The sequence below is a fragment of the Microbulbifer sp. YPW1 genome (genome assembly GCF_013367775.1).
Lineage (GTDB): Bacteria > Pseudomonadota > Gammaproteobacteria > Pseudomonadales > Cellvibrionaceae > Microbulbifer.
Genome location: NZ_CP055157.1, coordinates 3,681,967 through 3,700,228 on the forward strand (window position 1 = coordinate 3,681,967; position 18,262 = coordinate 3,700,228).

At 58.0% G+C, this 18,262-nt stretch carries 15 protein-coding genes; 12 read left to right on the plus strand and 3 right to left on the minus strand.

The window, feature by feature from the left end; translation table 11 throughout:
• Nucleotides 1-15 precede the first annotated feature (15 nt).
• The 11 genes from HUW35_RS14970 to crtB all read left to right on the plus strand — a co-directional run bounded on the left by HUW35_RS14970 (nt 16) and on the right by crtB (nt 12,928).
• Entirely contained in the window at nt 16-2,397 is a 2,382-nt protein-coding gene (locus HUW35_RS14970; RefSeq protein WP_181253045.1) for a TonB-dependent receptor, read from the plus strand.
• 52 nt (nt 2,398-2,449) lie between these two features.
• Entirely contained in the window at nt 2,450-3,127 is a 678-nt protein-coding gene (locus HUW35_RS14975) for a response regulator transcription factor (protein ID WP_181255740.1), read from the plus strand.
• The gene (locus HUW35_RS14980; RefSeq protein ID WP_181253046.1) at nt 3,127-4,377 is read left to right on the plus strand and encodes a HAMP domain-containing sensor histidine kinase; all 1,251 of its coding nucleotides are present in this window, start codon (nt 3,127-3,129) and stop codon (nt 4,375-4,377) included. Before HUW35_RS14975 ends, HUW35_RS14980 begins: the two co-directional genes overlap by 1 nt.
• A gap of 239 nt (nt 4,378-4,616) precedes the next feature.
• Entirely contained in the window at nt 4,617-5,495 is an 879-nt protein-coding gene (locus tag HUW35_RS14985; RefSeq protein ID WP_181253047.1) for a polyprenyl synthetase family protein, read from the plus strand.
• A gap of 9 nt (nt 5,496-5,504) precedes the next feature.
• Nucleotides 5,505-6,482, plus strand: coding sequence for a heme ABC exporter ATP-binding protein CcmA (gene ccmA / locus HUW35_RS14990; RefSeq protein ID WP_181253048.1), 978 nt, complete (start codon nt 5,505-5,507; stop codon nt 6,480-6,482).
• Nucleotides 6,464-7,687: an ABC transporter permease gene (locus tag HUW35_RS14995; protein ID WP_219932588.1), complete on the plus strand. Its 1,224-nt coding sequence runs from the start codon at nt 6,464-6,466 to the stop codon at nt 7,685-7,687. Before ccmA ends, HUW35_RS14995 begins: the two co-directional genes overlap by 19 nt.
• Before the next feature lie 14 nt (nt 7,688-7,701).
• Nucleotides 7,702-8,211, plus strand: coding sequence for a sterol desaturase family protein (locus tag HUW35_RS15000; protein ID WP_219932590.1), 510 nt, complete (start codon nt 7,702-7,704; stop codon nt 8,209-8,211).
• On the plus strand, nt 8,204-9,262 hold the full coding sequence (fni, locus tag HUW35_RS15005; protein ID WP_181253050.1) for a type 2 isopentenyl-diphosphate Delta-isomerase: 1,059 nt from the start codon (nt 8,204-8,206) through the stop codon (nt 9,260-9,262). The genes HUW35_RS15000 and fni overlap by 8 nt, the downstream gene beginning before the upstream one ends.
• A 27-nt stretch (nt 9,263-9,289) precedes the next feature.
• Complete coding sequence (crtY, locus tag HUW35_RS15010; protein WP_181253051.1) at nt 9,290-10,480, plus strand: lycopene beta-cyclase CrtY; 1,191 nt, start codon at nt 9,290-9,292, stop codon at nt 10,478-10,480.
• The gene (locus tag HUW35_RS15015) at nt 10,477-11,994 is read left to right on the plus strand and encodes a phytoene desaturase (RefSeq protein ID WP_181253052.1); all 1,518 of its coding nucleotides are present in this window, start codon (nt 10,477-10,479) and stop codon (nt 11,992-11,994) included. The genes crtY and HUW35_RS15015 overlap by 4 nt, the downstream gene beginning before the upstream one ends.
• Nucleotides 11,984-12,928: a 15-cis-phytoene synthase CrtB gene (gene crtB / locus HUW35_RS15020; RefSeq protein ID WP_181253053.1), complete on the plus strand. Its 945-nt coding sequence runs from the start codon at nt 11,984-11,986 to the stop codon at nt 12,926-12,928. The genes HUW35_RS15015 and crtB overlap by 11 nt, the downstream gene beginning before the upstream one ends.
• Before the next feature lie 282 nt (nt 12,929-13,210).
• On the opposite strand, the gene HUW35_RS15025 is transcribed toward crtB, so the two are convergent.
• Nucleotides 13,211-13,648, minus strand: coding sequence for an enoyl-CoA hydratase/isomerase family protein (locus HUW35_RS15025; RefSeq protein ID WP_255463329.1), 438 nt, complete (start codon nt 13,646-13,648; stop codon nt 13,211-13,213).
• 91 nt (nt 13,649-13,739) lie between these two features.
• Here HUW35_RS15025 and HUW35_RS15030 point away from each other — a divergent pair, with 91 nt between their 5' ends.
• On the plus strand, nt 13,740-15,068 hold the full coding sequence (locus HUW35_RS15030) for a serine hydrolase (protein WP_181253055.1): 1,329 nt from the start codon (nt 13,740-13,742) through the stop codon (nt 15,066-15,068).
• A 54-nt stretch (nt 15,069-15,122) separates the two neighbouring features.
• On the opposite strand, the gene HUW35_RS15035 is transcribed toward HUW35_RS15030, so the two are convergent.
• Together HUW35_RS15035 and HUW35_RS15040 are read right to left on the minus strand one after the other, a co-directional pair.
• Nucleotides 15,123-16,742: an amidohydrolase family protein gene (locus HUW35_RS15035; RefSeq protein WP_181253056.1), complete on the minus strand. Its 1,620-nt coding sequence runs from the start codon at nt 16,740-16,742 to the stop codon at nt 15,123-15,125.
• Between the two features lie 153 nt (nt 16,743-16,895).
• A complete protein-coding gene (locus HUW35_RS15040) occupies nt 16,896-18,035 on the minus strand; it encodes a carbohydrate porin (protein ID WP_219932594.1) in 1,140 nt (379 codons plus the stop codon).
• Nucleotides 18,036-18,262 lie beyond the last annotated feature (227 nt).

Below are 18,262 nucleotides of genomic sequence, written 5' to 3' on the forward strand. Positions count from 1 at the left end.
TTTGGGGATGGCAACATGAGCAAGCAATTGAAACAGGTATCGTGGTTGGCTCTATCGGCGCACCTGATTGGATTACCACTTGTCGCACACGCCGCAGAGGCGCCCGGCGCACTGACATTCATCGTCAAAGACCAGTATACCGACCGGCCGCTCTCATCCGTGCAGATCACGCTCGAGGAACGGGAAACCAATACCACGCGATCTGTACAGACCGATGCACAAGGTCGCATCGTCATTGACCAGCTCGACCCCGGCCTCTACTCGGTGAGCGTCGCCAAAGGCGGGTTCAATTCCCTGTATGAGCCAAGCATCCGCGTGGTTACGCGCAAAAACGTCAAACTCGAACTCGAACTTGGCGAGCAGGCGCTTGAGGAGGTTGAGGTCCGGGCACAGCAGCCGCAAGCATTGTCCGTTAACAGCACCTACCTCGATCGAGAGGCGTTGCGCAGTGCGGTTGGTGGCGGCGCAGACCCGCTGCTTTCACTAGATGGTTTACCGGGCCTGGCATCCGCCAGTGAGTTTGCGAGCTTCAGCGTACGTGGCCGTGGCCCCCGGGATAATCTGATATTCGTGGATGACTTTCCCTTTGATAAAGCGGTGCACTTTGATGCGACGCTGGGTGAAGAGGAAGATGTCGGTGGTGGCGGCCGCTTCTCGATTTTCGCACCGAATGTGATCAGCGGTGCCGAGTTTTCACCGGGTGGGTGGAGTGCGGCTTATGGCGGCCGGGCAGCATCGCTACTCAATCTGGACGTCGCTGACGGCAACCCCAGTCCTTCAGCCAGTTTCCGCTACGACCTTGCGGGCTATGAAATTGGTTATGACGGTCCTACCGGCATCACGGAAGACTCTACCTTGCTCGTTTCTGCCCGACGGCTGGATTTCGGCGCTTTGTTTGAAACGATCGAAGAGCTCGATATCGGTGAGCCGGTCTTGAGAGACGTCATCGTGAAGTCGGTCATACCCCTCAACCAGAACCACACCTTCGAAATTCTGTTGATGGATACGCACGAGGACTATACCCGCGGTGTAACCCACGTGTTTGCATCGCCCAATTTCGAAGATGCGTCACTTCAGGACTCTGAACAGGATAGTGATTTGTACGGTATGACGTTGCGCTCCCTGGTCGGTGACGACGCTGTCTGGACCAACAAGGTGTACTACCGCACAAGCGACAAGGTCAGTTCAGAGGGTGAATCATTTCCTGATCTCGTACCTGAGGGATCGCCTGCGTCCAGCTTTCCGGTGCGGGAAGACATCATCACCATCGGTGAGGCCGAGACGGAGATCGGCTGGCGCAGTGACTTCGAGAAGGTAAACCAATGGGGTGTATTCAGTGCCGGTACGCGAGTCACGCAGATTGAGCTGGACTACAACACCGTCCTGGATGGGGATTGGATCCGATATGTCTATGACGATGATGATTTCAGGCCAGACCCTGATCAGCGCTTTGTTGTACTGACGCCCGAGAGTATCAACTCTTCGCTTGTTCAGAAGGAAACCAATTACGCCGGTTACGTAGAGCAGCTGTTTGAACAGGGCGATTGGGATATCCGCACAGGTATGCGGTTTGAACGCGACGGCTTTGCCGACCAGAGCTTTGCGTCGCCCAGGTTCAGCGTCAATTGGCGGCCGAGTACAAAGGTTCGATATTTTGCGACTGCCGGACTGTTCCATCAGTCACCGCGGTTCCTGGAACTGGCCGCGAACGAAGCGAACGATCTTGAGAATGAAGAAATTACCCACGCCAGTATCGGCTATGAATACTTCCCGAACAGCAATTGGTCGGTGTTGACGGAAGCCTACTATCAAAATCTCGACAACCTGGTGGTAGACCTCGACCGGGCAAGCGGGACCTTTGCGAACATTGGTGACGGCACATCTTACGGCGTTGATGTTGTGGCCAACGGTATGATTCGCGAGGGCATTTACGCGACCGCAACCTATTCATACAACGATGCGGTAGTCGACCGGAAAGACGGTCGCGGTGACGTTGCCGCTGACTTCAGCCGCGAGCATGTGGCTACCCTGGGCCTGACCTGGGAAATCAGCAGCCGCTGGAAGGTCGCCGGGCGCTACAAATACCTTTCCGGCACACCCGATGACCTCTTTATTATTCACTCAGACGTGTTGGGGGCGGGGCAGCCGCTGCGCTACTCGAAGGAGATCATTGAGCGGAATGTGGGCCGCACCAGTGGTGCCGGTTCGTTGAACGTTCGTGTTGACTACCGGCGCGCATTCGGTCCCATCGACGTAACCGCTTTTCTCGATGTCATCAACGTAACGGCCGCATCGTCGAGCGACGAGTCCGAATTTGACTACCGCCGGGGTGTTGTAGTGCAGGATGATAGCGAAGCCGAGCCGCTTATTGGCCTGAGGTTGGACTATGCCTGGTAAATCGTGCCTGGTAAGGGGGTAGGGGATGATACACGCGCTAGGTGCCGCGCCGATCAGAGTGTTGGTTGTCGAAGACAATCGCGATATTTGTGAGAACATTGCCGCGTATCTCGAAAAGCACGGCTATCTTATGGATTTTGCCTATGACGGTATCAGCGCTATGCACCTGGCTTTGACGAATCCGTTCGACGTGATTGTCCTGGACCTGATGCTTCCGAGGATGGATGGCCTGAATTTCTGCCAAAAGCTGCGAATTGATGCCCAAGTAGAAACGCCCGTACTTATGCTCACCGCGAGAGACACGCTCGACGATAAGCTCAAGGGGTTCGAGGCGGGCGCCGATGACTATTTGGTTAAGCCATTCGCATTACAAGAGCTCCACGCGCGACTGCAGGCGCTGTACAAACGAAGCCGGGGAAAAGCCACCAACCTGTTGACGGTCGGCGATCTGACGATGAACAGGTCCACGCTGGAAGTGCATCGCGCAGGGCAGCGGATTGATCTTGCTCCCGCCGGGATGAGACTGCTGCAGCGATTGATGGAGGCGGCTCCGTCCGTCGTGGCTCGCGATGATCTCGAAACCTTATTGTGGGCCGACGAGCGTCCCGATGGTGACGCGCTTCGCTCACACATGTACAAACTGCGGCAGGCCGTCGATCGGCCGTTTGATAGCGCGCTCATTCACACGGTGCATCGCATCGGGTACCGCATTGCGGAGGAAGCCGAGTAATGTACCGGCACAGTTTGCGCAGGCGTGTTGCCATCGCCTTCGCGATGTGTGTTGCTGTGCTCAGCGTGGTCTGGGGATTCGCGTTCTTCGCTGCGATCCGGTTGAGCGAAGACCGTGTGCTGGCGCAGCAGCTACAGAGTGCCGCCGAAAACTATCCCTCTCTGACGAGTAACCTTCGCGGATACGAGGAGGTTGATAGCTTGCCGGTGTCACTCAGGCAATGGGCACAGACGAACCCCAGTGAGGGACTGTACGAGTTCGAAGCTGAGGAGTTACATGTTGCGGTGGTGCCTGGCAGCAATGGACAGCGACGTGCCTTTGTGGTTTTCGACGTTTCTGATATTGAGGCTGCTTCGTCAGAGGACTGGTGGTTGCTGCTGGTGATCACGGGGGTTGTGGGCGCGCTCGGGGCGCTTGGTTTCGGGCTGGGCGTTCTTGTGATGCGTAGAGCGGTCGCCCCTGTCGCGCAGCTCGCTAAAGTGGTCGCAGATATCGACCCAGAGCAACTGTCGGCCGAAGATCATAAACGCATAGAGCCCAACCGGTTCGGCGATGATGAGGTTGGCGTGCTCGCCAGGACGATCGAGAAGACACTTGAGCGTATCAGCGCGTTTGTGGAGCGGGAGCGATACTTTACCGGTTCAGCCAGTCATGAGTTGCGCACGCCGATCACTGTGATCATGGGCGCGCTTGAGCTATTAGAGGAAAGCGATCTGTCAGTGACCGATAGGAGGGTGGTAGATCGCGTGAAGCGCGCGACGTTCGAAATGAAAGCCACGGTCGAAATGTTCTTGTGCCTCGCCCGCGAAACCGACGGTGGGCAGTATAACGAGCAGTTTTTAGTCATGCCCCTGGTAAGCCAGGCGATAGACCAGCAGCGCCACTTGTTGAGCGGCAAGTGTGTTGATGTTGAAATCAACCTGAACGATGTCGAAATCGCTGATCTATCAAAACCCATAGCTTGCGGGCATTCACAGGCGTTTTCTATCGCGGTCAATAATCTGGTGCGAAATGCGTTCGAGCACACGCTTGACGGGCAGGGACCGGTCACAATTCACATCAAAGAGCGCGTGCTATTCGTCACCAATCAGGTGAGTACTGAAACTAATGAGCGGCACACGCCGACCGAGACCTCGTCTCAAGGGTATGGCCTGGGTCTGGGTATCGTGCAACGGTTGTGTGAACGCAATGGCTGGTCGTTTTCATTGTATGCTGATGAGGCGCGGGTAGCTGCCAGTCTTTCGTGGTGATGGCGTCAGACCCGCGATACACGGCCAGGCTTCTAAAGTGACCAGGTTAATACAGTTTTTGATAATTGTGGTTCAATGGAGTCCGCTCTGACTTTATTATGACCGCATAGGTAGTCAACTGAGGGAACAGGGTGACCTTTACACGCAAGCCGCAATCCTCCGTCTCAGACTCCGCGTCTGTCTCGTCCCGAGTTGGTAATCAGGGGCCAATAACCATCTCGACTCCAGTGACTCCACTGATGGAAGTTGTCCATCTAAAAAGCATGGTAAACACAACCTTGCTGGAGCTTCTACCCGCTAAAGAAACGCCGCCCACGTATCTGCATCAAGCAATGCATTACGCTTTAATGGGGCCAGGCAAGCGCTTGCGCCCGCTTCTTACGCTTCTGGCTGCGAACGTGGCCACTGACAGTCACTTACTTCGCATGGCCTGCGTATCGGAACTGGTGCATACCGCTTCGCTGATTCTCGACGACCTGCCCTGTATGGACAATGCGACGATGCGCCGCGATCGCCCTTGCACGCACATACGCTTTTCCGAAAGCACAGCCATTCTTGCATCAACCAACCTCCTCAATCTCGCGTACGGGATTATCGCCAATTGCCCCAACGTGGATGCTTCCACCAAAGTCGCCGTGAGTGCGCATCTCAGTCATGTTATTGGTTCTATGGGGCTAGTTGGCGGGCAGGTCGCGGATTTACAAAATCAGCCCGTGGGTGCCAAGAGCGAAGTCGAGCAACTCTATCACCAGAAAACAGGTTGCCTGTTTGAGTTTTCCGTCGTCACTGGTGCACGGCTTGTGGGGCTGGACGCAGAAGCGATAGAGGCATTGACGCGCTTTGCCCGTGCCTTTGGTCTGGTGTTTCAGCTTTACGACGATATGTTGGACCACAGTATCTTTGCGCAAGAGACCGGTAAGGACGTGCAGCAGGATGTGGCGAAAACCACTTTGCTTTCTCTTTACACACCGGAAGAATTGCGTGGTGCATTTAGCGACGCACAGGCAATGGCGAGAGAGCAATTGCGCAGAGCAGGGCACGAAGAATCCTTACTCGCCGCACTCGTGGAGCAACAGTTCGCTACCTTCAACGGTGCGGCGCAGAGGCTCGGGAGTTAGACCTGGCGAATGACGGCGACTGCAGCACTCACCATTGATCGACTACGGGTCGTCTACGGCAGCCACCGCGCCCTGGACGACGTCACTTTGCAGGTAAATCCGGGTGAAATACTCGGTATCCTCGGGCCTAATGGTGCAGGAAAATCGACGTTGTTGCGCGCCATTACCGGCAAGTTGCGTCCCACCTCCGGGCAAATATTCATTGCAGGAAAAGCGCTTTTTCCGGGCAAGGCCTATCAGCATTCCATCGGCTTCACTCCCCAGTTCCTGGGTTTATACCGGCACCTGACGGGGCGCGAGAACCTGGAGTTTTTCGCGCGCTGCACCGGGGTCCGTCGCCACCAGATAGCCGCACGGATCAGTCAAGCCCTGGAAGAAATCGAGCTGGCAGACAAAGCCGATGTGCGGGTAGACCAATTGTCCGGTGGTATGCAACGGCGCTTGCACCTGGCAGCTACCCTGGTCTCGCAGCCTTCGCTTTTAGTGCTGGACGAACCCACTGCCGGGGTCGACCTGGGTGTGCGCATGTCAATCCACGACCTGATTCGCCGCCGCGCCGAGCAGGGTGCGACCGTGGTCGTTGTTACCCATGAGCTAGACGAGGCTGAAGTGCTATCCCACCGCGTGGCTCTTCTTCATCAAGGCCAGCTGAAAGCCCTGGCCGAGCCCCAGGCATTAGTACACGAAACCTTCGGTAACCGTCAGCTCTTCGTTGTGCGAACGGTGGACATGGCCCCTCCGGCACTCTGTGATCGGCTGCAGGAGATCGGTTTTTGTCGTGACAGTGATGAGAGCAGTGAATGGTGTCTGCAAAGTGACCTTCCGTTGGATAATTTGATCGATCACCTCTACCGCGACCTTGTGGGAGCCCGTGATGCAATTGCCGAGGTCTCGGTACGCCGGCCCGGATTAAAAAACGTGATGCAGCACGTTACCGGTGCCCCCACCGATTCTGCGGCGGAGTCTGAGTGGGAATCGGAGTCATGAGGGCAATTTTCCGAGTGATGGCCTTAGGCTTGTGGCGTGACCGCGGTGCGTTACTCTTGGCATTTGCTTTGCCGAGCCTGGTATTCGCCATTTTTGCCAGCATCTTCTCCGGCGCCGCGGAAGGGGACTTGCACTTGCGGGTAGGGCTGTTGTTGGAATCGGAAGATCCGGGAATGCAAGACTTCGCGCAGCACCTGATACAAAGCGAAGAGGTGGAGATTACGGCGCTTTCCGATTCGAACCGTGCTCAATTACTCGAAGAGGTGCGACAAGGCAATTTCGACACCGCGGTGATCATCCACGGGCAAGCAGGCGATAACAGCGGTCCGCTGTTTACCATCGTCAGCGAGCCTACCCGTGAAATTGCTGCCCTGTCTTTACAAGGCTGGCTGCGGCAAAGCCTGGCCTCCCAACAACCACAGGTTCTTGCACAACGTCTTGCGCAAAGTACAGAAGCTTTAGTTGATGGCTTCACGCCCGCGCAACAGGCGCGCCTGGACGCCGCTTTAGGCGCGATGGCAGGAGAGCCGGACAGCGCAGCGGCGAAAGACGCACTTATCGAGTTTCAGCCCGTTTATGGCCAGGCGCCAGCGTCTATCTCTGGGCTAAGCGGCGTTGCTTACTATGCCGGTGCCACCACAATTCTGTTCTTGTTATTGTCCGCCGTGAATGCGGGCATGGTCAGTTTGGAGGAGCGCCAGAACGGTATCTCCGAACGCCTCCTGCTGAGTAAAGCGGCACACGCCCGGTTACTGCTGGGGCGGTTTCTGTTTTTGTTAACCCTGGGATTTTTACAGGCTAGCGCTATTTTCCTGGTCGCAAGGTTCGGGTTTGGGCTGGAGATAGAGCGCGCTTTGGCGCAAGTTATCATCATGGCATTGGCCTGCGCCGCCGCGAGTGCCGGGCTGGCATTGTTACTCCTGTCGCTGTGTCGAACAACCCAACAGGCGACAACCTTTTCTTCGTTTTTTGTGCTCATCATTTCCGCTGTCGGCGGCTCAATGGTGCCACGTTTTATGATGCCTGACTGGTTACAGACGGTAGGCGTGTTCACGCCCAATGCCTGGGCGATCGAAGGTTTTTACGGGGCATTGATTCGCGGCGATAGCTGGGCGCAGCTAGCCCAGCCCGGCGGCATCTTGGCTGCTGTGGGTCTGGTGTGCCTGCTTTTTGCTGCCATACCCTTATTCAAGACACCGGCCTGAGAGGGTTGTAACGCATGATGGAATGGTTCTGGACACTCGTGCTTGTGGTAGTGGCTTTCCTGGGCATGGAAGTGTTCGCTTGGTACGCCCATAAGTACATCATGCACGGGTGGGGCTGGGGCTGGCATAAGTCCCATCACAAAACCCATCATGAAAACACTGACGGCGTGTTCGAGAAAAACGACCTGTATGTTGTTGTGTTTTCGCTGGTGGTGATCGGCATGTTCGCTGTGGGTGACCTTTACTGGAAGCCGCTCATGGCAATCGCATCAGGCATTACGCTTTACGGCGTCGTGTATTCACTGTTTCACGACGGTATGGTGCACCGACGCTGGCCGATGCGCTGGCAGCCAAAGAGCGGCTACCTGAAGCGTCTTGTCCAGGCGCACCGTATACATCATGCCGTGCGTACTCGTGAGGGGGCGGTGTCCTTCGGCTTTCTTTACGCGCCCGATGTCCGGAAACTCAAGAAACGCTTAAAGCAGCAACAGGCTGAATCTCCAATGGGAGTGCGATATGACTGATAACGGTTTGTTGAAACGCAAGAATGATCATCTCGACATCGTGCTGGACGCGCGTCGGGCCAAGACTTCGGCCCTTACGGGATTCGCCGACTATCGCTTCGCCCATTGCGCCTTGCCACAGTTGCACCTGGACGATATCGATCTCAGCACACGATTTTTCCATAAACGACTTAACGCACCGCTGTTGATCAGTTCCATGACCGGCGGTGCCGAGCGGGCCAAAGCGATCAATCATCACCTGGCAGAAGCCGCCCAACACCTGGGTATCGCCCTGGCCATCGGTTCCCAGCGAGTTGCCCTGCAGTCTGGCAGCGATCATGGCCTGACGAAGCAGTTGCGACGCATCGCCCCGGATATCCCCTTGCTTGGGAATATCGGCGCAGGTCAGCTGCGGGAACCCCAGGGGATCGAGTGGGCGCTCCGGGCGGTAGAGATGATCGAGGCGGATGCATTGATCGTTCATCTCAACCCCCTGCAGGAGGCGGTTCAAGAGGGTGGCGACCGGGACTGGCGTGGCGTGCTTCAGGCGATCGGTACGCTGGTCACGTCGCTCGAGGTGCCGGTGGTGGTTAAGGAAGTGGGTGCGGGCATCTCCCCCGATGTGGCCCGGGCGCTGGTGGAAGAGGGGGTAGCGATGATCGACGTTGCCGGTGCCGGCGGTACCAGCTGGGCAGCGGTGGAGGCGGAGCGCGCAGCAGAGACTCAGCGCCGGGTCGCCATGGCCTTCGCCGGCTGGGGCATCCCCACCGCTCAGGCAATTCGGGCGGTACGCAAGACCCTGCCGGATACGCCGCTGATTGCTTCCGGCGGTATTCGCGATGGGGTGGACGCCGCCAAGGCAATACGCCTGGGCGCGAACCTGGTGGGGCAGGCCGCGGCAGTGCTGGAGAGTGCCACCGAATCCAGTCAGGCGGTGGTCGAGCACTTCGAGGTGGTCATCCAGCAGCTGCGTATCGCCTGTTTCTGTACCGGCAGCGCGGATCTGCATGCCTTGCGTGCGGCGGTGCTGTTGGATGATCGCGGCGTCCCTGTGGAAGAGGCCCATGACTAGGCATATCGCCGTCAAAGGGTGTTTCGCATGAACGCGCCGGACTATGACCTGATACTGGTGGGGGGCGGCCTGGCCAACGGCCTGATCGCCCTGCGCCTGATTCAGGCGCAGCCGGGGTTGCGTCTGCTGATGTTGGAAAGTGAAAGTCGCCCCGGTGGCCAGCACACCTGGTCGTTTCACGATGGTGATCTCACTGCAGCCCAACATGCCTGGCTGGCGCCCCTGGTGGGCCGCCGCTGGAAGCGGCACCGGGTGATTTTCCCGCACCGTGAGCGCCTGTTGAACGGAGGCTATGCCAGCATTTTTTCCCGAGATTTCGCCCGCGTTCTTGAAGAAGCCCTGGGCGACAGGCTGTGGACCGACACGCGTGTGACCCGCCTTTCCCCGGACTGTGTGGAACTCGAAGATGGCCGGGTGCTGCACGCGAACGCGGTGATCGACGGCCGGGGCCCCGCCGACAGTGCTCATCTGACCCTGGGCTATCAGGCATTTCTCGGTAGGGAAGTGCGCCTCGACAAGCCCCACGGCCTGGAAGAGCCGATCCTTATGGACGCCAGTGTGCCTCAGCAAGACGGCTACCGCTTTGTCTATGTGCTGCCGTTCAGCCACGATACCTTGCTGATCGAAGATACTCACTATGTGGACCGCCCGGAGGTGGACGCGTCCCGATTGCGTGCGCATATCGACGCCTATGCGCGGGATCGGGACTGGCGGATCGTCGATACCCTGCGGGAGGAGAGCGGCGTGCTGCCGATTATCCTGGCGGGCGATTTCGATGCTTTCTGGGAGGACGCCCAAGGCCAACCGCGAAGTGGCCTGCGCGCCGGTCTGTTCCACCCCACCACCGGTTACTCAGTACCCCAGGCCATGGGGCTGGCGGAGTGCATCGCTGAGCTTGGAAATCTCGATGCGGCGTCGCTGTTCCAGGCCATCCATGCCTTCGCCGCCCGTGAATGGCGGCGCCAGGGCTACTTTCGCCTGCTCAATCGCATGCTGTTTCTGGCTGGCCGTCCGGAGCAACGGTGGCAGGTCATGCAGCGCTTTTACGGCTTGTCGGAACCGCTGATCGAGCGCTTCTACGCCGGACACCTGACCCGGGCCGACAAGGCGCGCATATTGATAGGCAAACCGCCGGTGCCCCTTGGCGAAGCGCTCAAGGCGGTGTGGCTGAATTCACCGCAAAAGATCGCATCCACTTCCTTTGGAATACGCACATGACACGACCCCGACCCGGACCCGGATCTCAACCCCAGCGTGCCCTGGTGATCGGCGCCGGCTTCGGCGGCCTGGCCCTGGCGATCCGCCTGCAGGCGGGGGGCTACCAGACCACTCTGCTAGAAAAGCGCGACAAGCCCGGTGGCCGCGCCTATGTCTATGAGGACAAGGGGTTTACCTTTGATGCCGGTCCGACGGTGATTACCGACCCCTCCGCGCTGGAAGAGCTTTTTAGACTGGCGGGCAAGGAAATGGCGGATTATGTCGAGCTGCTACCGGTCACGCCTTTCTACCGGCTCTGCTGGGAAGATGCCCCGGCCTTTGACTACGTCAACGATCAGGCCATCCTGGATCGACAGATCGCCGAGCGCAATCCACGAGACGTGGAGGGTTATCGACGGTTCCTGAACTACTCCAGGGCGGTGTTCGAGGAGGGCTATCGCAAGCTCGGTGCCGTGCCGTTTCTCTCGTTTCGCGACATGCTCGCCGCCGGGCCGCAACTGGCACGGCTTCAGGCCTGGAGCAGCGTCTATTCCATGGTGTCGAAATTCATTGAAGACCCGCACCTGCGCCAGGCTTTTTCCTTTCATTCCCTGCTGGTTGGGGGCAACCCTTTCGCCACCTCCTCGATCTACACGCTGATCCACGCGCTGGAGCGGGAGTGGGGCGTATGGTTTCCACGGGGCGGCACTGGCGCTCTGGTGCGGGGCCTGGTCCAGTTGTTCGAGGACCTCGGCGGCACCCTCGAACTGAACGCGGAAGTGGAACGCATCGAGACCGCGGGGGATCGGGTGAAAGGCGTCACCCTGACGGATGGCCGGCATGTCGCGACGGATGCACTGGCCTCCAACGCGGACGTGATGCATACCTACAGCAAGCTGTTGAGCGGGCACTCCCGCGGTGCCCGCAAAAGCCGGGCCCTGGGCCGCAAGCGCTACAGCATGTCGCTGTTCGTGATCTATTTCGGTCTGGACAGGCCACCGCAAGGCCTGGAGCACCATACGGTGTGCTTCGGCCCGCGCTACCGGGAATTGATCGATGAGATCTTCAACGCGGACACCCTGGCGGAGGACTTCTCCCTCTATCTGCATTCTCCCTGCGTCACCGATCCGAGCCTGGCTCCGGAAGGCTGTAGCGCGCACTATGTCCTGGCGCCGGTGCCGCACCTGGGTAAGGCGAACATCGACTGGGAAACCCAGGGGCCGATATACCGCGACCGCATCCTCGATTATCTCGAGCGTCATTACATTCCCGGGCTACGCGAGCACCTGGTGACCTGCCGGCACTTCACTCCCGTGGATTTTCGCGAGGAGCTTAACGCCCACCTGGGCTCCGCTTTCTCCCTTGAGCCGACGCTCACCCAGAGCGCCTGGTTCCGGCCCCACAACCGGGATGCCAGGATCGACAATTTCTACCTGGTGGGTGCCGGCACCCATCCCGGCGCCGGGGTGCCCGGAGTGATCGGTTCCGCCAAGGCCACCGCGGGCCTGATGCTGGAGGGACTCGATGAGGGATAAGCTGGGACAGCACGCTGCGCAGACGATCGCCGCGGGCTCCAAGAGTTTCGCCACCGCCGCCAAGCTGTTCGATCCGGCCACTCGCCGCAGCGCCATGATGCTGTACGCCTGGTGCCGCCACTGCGACGATGTGATCGACGACCAGCAGCTGGGCTTTCCCGCGCAGGAAACTTATGAAGCTCACGAAACTGGGAGCGAAAGCAGCGAGGCGCGCCTCAACGAGCTGCGAAAATTAACGCGGCGCGCTTATGCGGGGGAGCCCATGCAAAGTCCGGCCTTCGCCGCCTTTCAGGAGGTCGCGCTGCGCCACGGAATTCCCGAGCGCTATCCCCAGGCCCACCTGAACGGCTTCGCCATGGACGTCGCACAGCGGCGCTATGTCACCATCGACGATACCGTGGACTACTGCTATCACGTGGCCGGCGTGGTGGGCGTCATGATGGCCTGGATCATGGGTGCGAGGGATGAGGCGACCCTGGATCGCGCCTGCGACCTGGGGCTGGCCTTCCAGCTGACCAATATCGCCCGCGACATCATCGAGGATGCACAGATAGGTCGCTGCTATTTGCCGGAGCAGTGGCTGGAGGAAGCCGACATTCCTCGCCAGGAGATCACCGCACCACAGCATCGTGAGGCCCTCGCCGGTCTGGCCCGACGACTGATCGACCTGGCGGAACCCTACTATGACTCCGCACACGGTGGATTGTCGGCCTTGCCGCCTCGCTGCGCCTGGGCCATCGCGACCGCCCGCGGTGTCTATCGGGAAATCGGGATCAAGGTAAAAGCGCACGGTGCCCGGGCCTGGGACTCGCGCATCTCGACCACCAAGGTGGATAAGGCGCGCTTGCTAGGGCAGGGACTCTCTCAGGCGGTGGCATCCCGCTGGTACCGGCCGGCACCAAGATCTGGCAGCCTGTGGCAGCGTCCAGCTTAGCGCCTCCTTCACGGGACGTCCGTGCTTTTCCCGAGTATGAACGTGTCCTCTGCATGAGATTCAATGGATGGCAATTGTGGCCTTCAATACAGCTACTCGCTGAGCTTAGCGGTCGACCGATTCAAGTACGACAGGCAGCACCTGCATCCGTCACTTACCCTGCCATTTCGGTGCGCGTTTCTCAGCGAAGGCGAGGGCGCCTTCTTTGGAGTCTTCTGTCCGCATAAGGAAATCGAAAGACTCTTTTTCGAGCCTGACGGCGGAGGACAACGGCATGTCCAGTCACTGCATTACCGTGGTCTTCATCTTCTGTACGGCCAGCGGCGCACTTTTGATGATCTCGCCGGCGATCTGCTTACATGTTTCAATCAGCTTGTCTTCTGCAACCACGTGGTTGACCAGGCCCAGGCGATAGGCGTCCGGTGAATCGATACGGCCGCCTGTGTACAGCATCTCCAGTGCTGGCCCCAGCGGGATCAGGCGCGGCAGGCGCTGTGTTCCGTAGCCGCCTGGAATCCAGCCAAGACGCACTTCCCCCGATCCAAAATGTGCATCTTCCGCGCACACGCGAATATCGCAGGCCAATGCCTGCTCAAGACCGCCGCCATTGCAGTGCCCATGGATGGCGGCAATCACCGGCTTGGTCAATGTCAGCATGCGTGGGTAGAGGCGGTAAGGGGCCCCCGGCGCTGAGACTGGCCAGAGTTGTGGCCGCCCCAAGTCTAGGTCAGTTCAACTACGCTTGAATCATCAGCACTATTGGACTCGGCGGGTAAGAACATCAGTCGCCGGAACCGTTGAGAGGGACATCATGCTTGGAAAAAACATTGTCACTTCTGTCTTCATTTTGGCCGCGTCGGTCGTATGGGCGCAGGAAAAGGCACAAGAGAAGACACTGCAACACACTCCACTTGACGCGTTTGTGGATGGCTTTCCACTAGAGCTTGAAAAGCAGACGCGCAATGCCAATTACAACGAGCTGTTCAAGGGCGGGGATATTTCTGCGTATTTCAATATGCGGGCATCGGAGTTTCTGCCGACAGCCATTCTCCCGCCGCACCAGGACGTGATGCCGCTGGGCAGCAAGCCGATGCCGGAAGTCGGCAAAGTGAAAGTCGAATTGGTGTCCGAAAGTAAGCTCAAGGGGCCGCTTACCCTCGATGAATTCCTTGCGCAGTCCGATGGTGCCCAGGCGTATCTGGTGGTACACAAAGGCAATATCGTGTACGAGAAGTATCCGCGCATGCGCCCCGAGGATCACCATGTCTGGATGTCTTCGTCAAAGCCCACCGCCAGCCTGGTCATCGATCAGCTGATCAGTGAGGGGAAGATCGACGAGAATGCGCCGATCACCAAATACCTGACGGACTTCAAGGGCACCGACTGGGACGGCATCACCACCCGTGATGTGATGGATATGGCCACCGGCATGGACCTGGAGGATACGTCCGAATCCCGCTTCGATCCGGACAACATTGCCCGCCGCGTGTATGAAGCCGAGTTTGGCTTTCCGAATAAAACCCGGGGCGTGGAAAAGCTGCGTGACGTATTGAAGAGCACACCCAAGAAAGACGAGCCCGGTTTGGCATTCGAGTATGCCTCGGGGCTGACGCAAATGCTGGTGCTCCTGGCCGAGGAGGTGGAAAACGACCGCTGGCATCAGATATTCGACCGCCGCGTATGGTCGAAGGTGGGTGCCGAGGGGCCTTTGCAACTGCACATGACACCGGACGGGATAGTTGCGGCGCATGGGTTGATATCGAGTAATCTGCGGGACTTCGCCCGCTTCGGCATGCTCTACACCCCGAGCTGGAAAAAGATCGCCGTCGAGCAGGTGGTGACGGATGAAATCCTCGAGCGCATTCGCAAAGGGGTCCGGTCGCATGAGTTCGTCATGGCCGGGTTCGACGGCGCTGTGTTCGTTGACTATCTGGGTTCAAAGGACTTTATTGCCAACAGCCGCCAGTGGGATGTGATCTGGCCCGATGGCGATATGTGGAAAGGTGGCCTGATGACTCAGGGCCTCTACGTATCGCCCTCCCGGGATCTCGTGATTGTCTATTTCAATGTCAACAACGATGACCACTCGGGGCATCGCTTTGCGCGGCCGATTGCGACTTCAGGGTTTTTCGATAAGTAAACCTCTTTCCAAAACGGAGTTGAACCCCTTGTGGCGCAGGCAAAAGTCGTAACGCTAGTTGCCTTCATCATCAGCTGTGTTCTTGGGTTCGACCCCGCCATCTCCAACACTAAAGGATTTGATTGTAAACTGCCGGCTCCATTCCTCGACGGTGATCGGCTCAAAACGGCCCCTTTCCTCGACCGGAAAACGTATCGACTTGCCGGGGCGGACATCAAGTTGGAACTCGTTGTCGCGCACCACAGGCACGCCGCTCACGATGACGTAAGGAATACCGGAGGTGGGTAAGCCCTGCTCGCCGGCCTTGTAAGTAGCATTGTCCGTTACCTTCTCGGGGTCGAAGATGGTTATGTCTGCGACCATCCCCTCCTGCAGGCGACCTCGCTCCTGCATTGCCTTGATGCCAGTCAGGCCAAGGTGATAAGCCGGCCAGTAGGCCATTTGTGCGATCGTGAACATCAGCGGCACGCCGTTTTCGCGCGCCATCCGGAGTGTCTTGCCGCGGGTGCCTGCGGTTCGCGGGTGACCGACGTAGTCTTCGGGTGGAAGATCCCAGGAGTCGATCCCCTTGCCGGACCACATCGCGTCGGATGCCACGATCATGTGTGGCATGCGTAACCAGTAGGGTAGCCATTCATCCCGTTTGGGGTTGAATGCGAAAATTGTCCGCCCCGGATCCGCCTTGGACGTTGTTTCCCATTCTTGCTGGGTCAGAAATTTGTCCTGAATTGGGTCATAGATGGTCTCCTCATAGGGGCGGCCGCCCGCGAGGATTTTGAATTTCTCAGGCGAGAAAAAGTCAGAGGAAATCGCGGTCGATGCTGCGGAATATGGGTAGTATTCCGACCAGACGTTGTAACCCTGGGCGCGCGCTTTCTGCAGTTTTTCTTCGTTTTCCCACCAGCCGTATTCGTTGTCGTGGTTAATGGAAAACGGCGCGTCGAGCACCATCGCGTTCGCAAGGAGCTCACTGGTGCCAAGCGTTCCCTCTGGATTGCTGGGATTTCCATGAAAGCGCACATGGGCACCGAGCGCCCGACCATAGTTGGCCGCGACCTCCTGCGTCTTGAACATCTCGAATGTCGTTACTCCCTCGCTCATGTAGCCAATGGTTGAGGCGAGGCTGAGCGCACCCTGGCGTAACTCCTCATCAATGTGTGTGAGGATTTGATTCAGCTGATCCAGATCGCTGCGTGTGACGGACCAGCCGGGAACACCGTCTGTTTTCACCGCTTGCGCGCGCAGTTCGAAAACACTGGTGGCGTCATGCCATCCGCTGGTATCGACTTCTGGATCGTGAATCCGTGTCCGGGTCATTTCCTGACTGACGCCGGTGCCGTAATTCAGCGGCCAGCCGGATTTGTCTTTTGCGGCATACCAGTCGGCAACATTTATCGCGCCCGCTTCGAGGTCCATTCCTGTGGTTACGCCATCGAGTGCGGCGAGTTTCAGCGACAGCCCGTCGAGGGCATGGAAGTGCAGGTCGATAAATCCGGGGGCGACGACAAGGCCCGTTGCATCGATGGTCTTGACCCCCTTGAGGTCATGGGGGGTAATCTTGGCAATCCGTCCGTCTTTGACGCCAACATTGAGCACCGCGTCCAGCATGGACTCAGGATCGATCACCCGGCCGTTATTGATCACGAGGTCGTAGTCTTGAGCGAGCGATGACATCGTGCAGCCAAGCAAAAGGGCTGTGATAAAGACTCTCGAACATTTCAACGGTATATCTCCTTTGCTTCCAACCTAGGCGCGCGACTTGGGCTTTGGCTAATCCGTTTTCCCTGGTGGCTGGAAGACAGGTTGTCGGTACCAAGCCGTGTTTTACTAATAGGCGACTCGTGCCCTCAGGCCAAAGAGTGCCGTGAAGTCCTCGGTGGTATTGAGTGTGGGATTCTGAATCAACTGGATGCTTGGAGTGACTTGTACACGCTCGGTGACCTGCCACCGCTGGAAGATTTCCATGGTGTACTGGTCATCAAGTTTTGCTTTAAAGGTGTCACGGTTGGGGCGGCTCCAGTTAAGGCCAAGCCCCAGCAAATCGCGGCCAGGTATGCTTGCATACCCAAACCCCAAGCTGAAAGATGCCTGGTAGAAGCTCGCTCCGTCTTCCGCCCAGCCTCCGCGAATAAATGGAAGCCAATGATTGTCGACCTTACGGGTAAGTGAGGCGTTGATTCCCCAGCCATCTGGTGTGCCAGCCTCGTCGCGTTCGTCGATCTGCCAGAGAGTGACGTGAGCATTGTCGATAAAAAGCTGTTCTTTTGCCGAGGTTCTACCAATCTCAAGGGTCTTGATGGTTTCGAAATCGCTGAAAAAGGTGTCAAAACCGCCACCAAGATCGGTAGCATCGCCGTTGGCATCGGCAATGCCGCCCACCGCATAAATCTGATCCGTCAGGAAGCCACCAACCATCGCCCCGAGTGCCCCATCGGGTAAACCAGCAATAGCGCCGGCGCCGGTCTGGAAGACGAGGTTGGAGAACCCGGTCCAGGGACTCGCAAGGGCATAGACGTCCACATAGTCGGTTATGTCGAGATAGCCAAAATAACTTACGCCTCGACCACGCGCGAAGCGCTGCTGCCAGAACAGGTGGGTAGCACGCCAACTCTGATCGCTGAAAACCGAACTGACCAGCCCGACATACCCAACCTCAAAACCAAATTCAGTTGGAGGGATATCCGTATAGCCATGTCGGTTTTCGACTTTGAAGATAAGACTGCCTGTATTCGCTCCGTGTCTGCCTACCAGATCCCAAATGCCGTAGGCACGGAAAGCGCCACTGGCGGAGGTGTCGTCGTCCAAGCTCTGTGATGCCACGTATCCGAGTGCATCATATTCGAGGCTGAAATCGAGCCCTGCGCGCTTTTTAAGTCGTGTCTTCCATTCGTCCCAGCGTTTCCCAGTGGGCTCGGTCCCAGCCACGTCCGGCTTGTCCGTTGCGTTATCGACTAGCTCATTCTCCACTGCACTCGGCCCCACCAACTGTGTGGCAGCATCTTCACCCCCCACAAGTGTGAGAGGCGACGTCATCGTCACGGCAAGTACCGTGAACCTTATTGTCACAATAGCCGCCATTAAACTAGGCGCCAACCTGACTAACAGCTCGGACCATCACGATGCTCTGTTGACATGAAAAATCGACCATTCCGTTGCTTGTAGTTAGTGATTCTTGTTAGAGCGTGTTCCGGTAA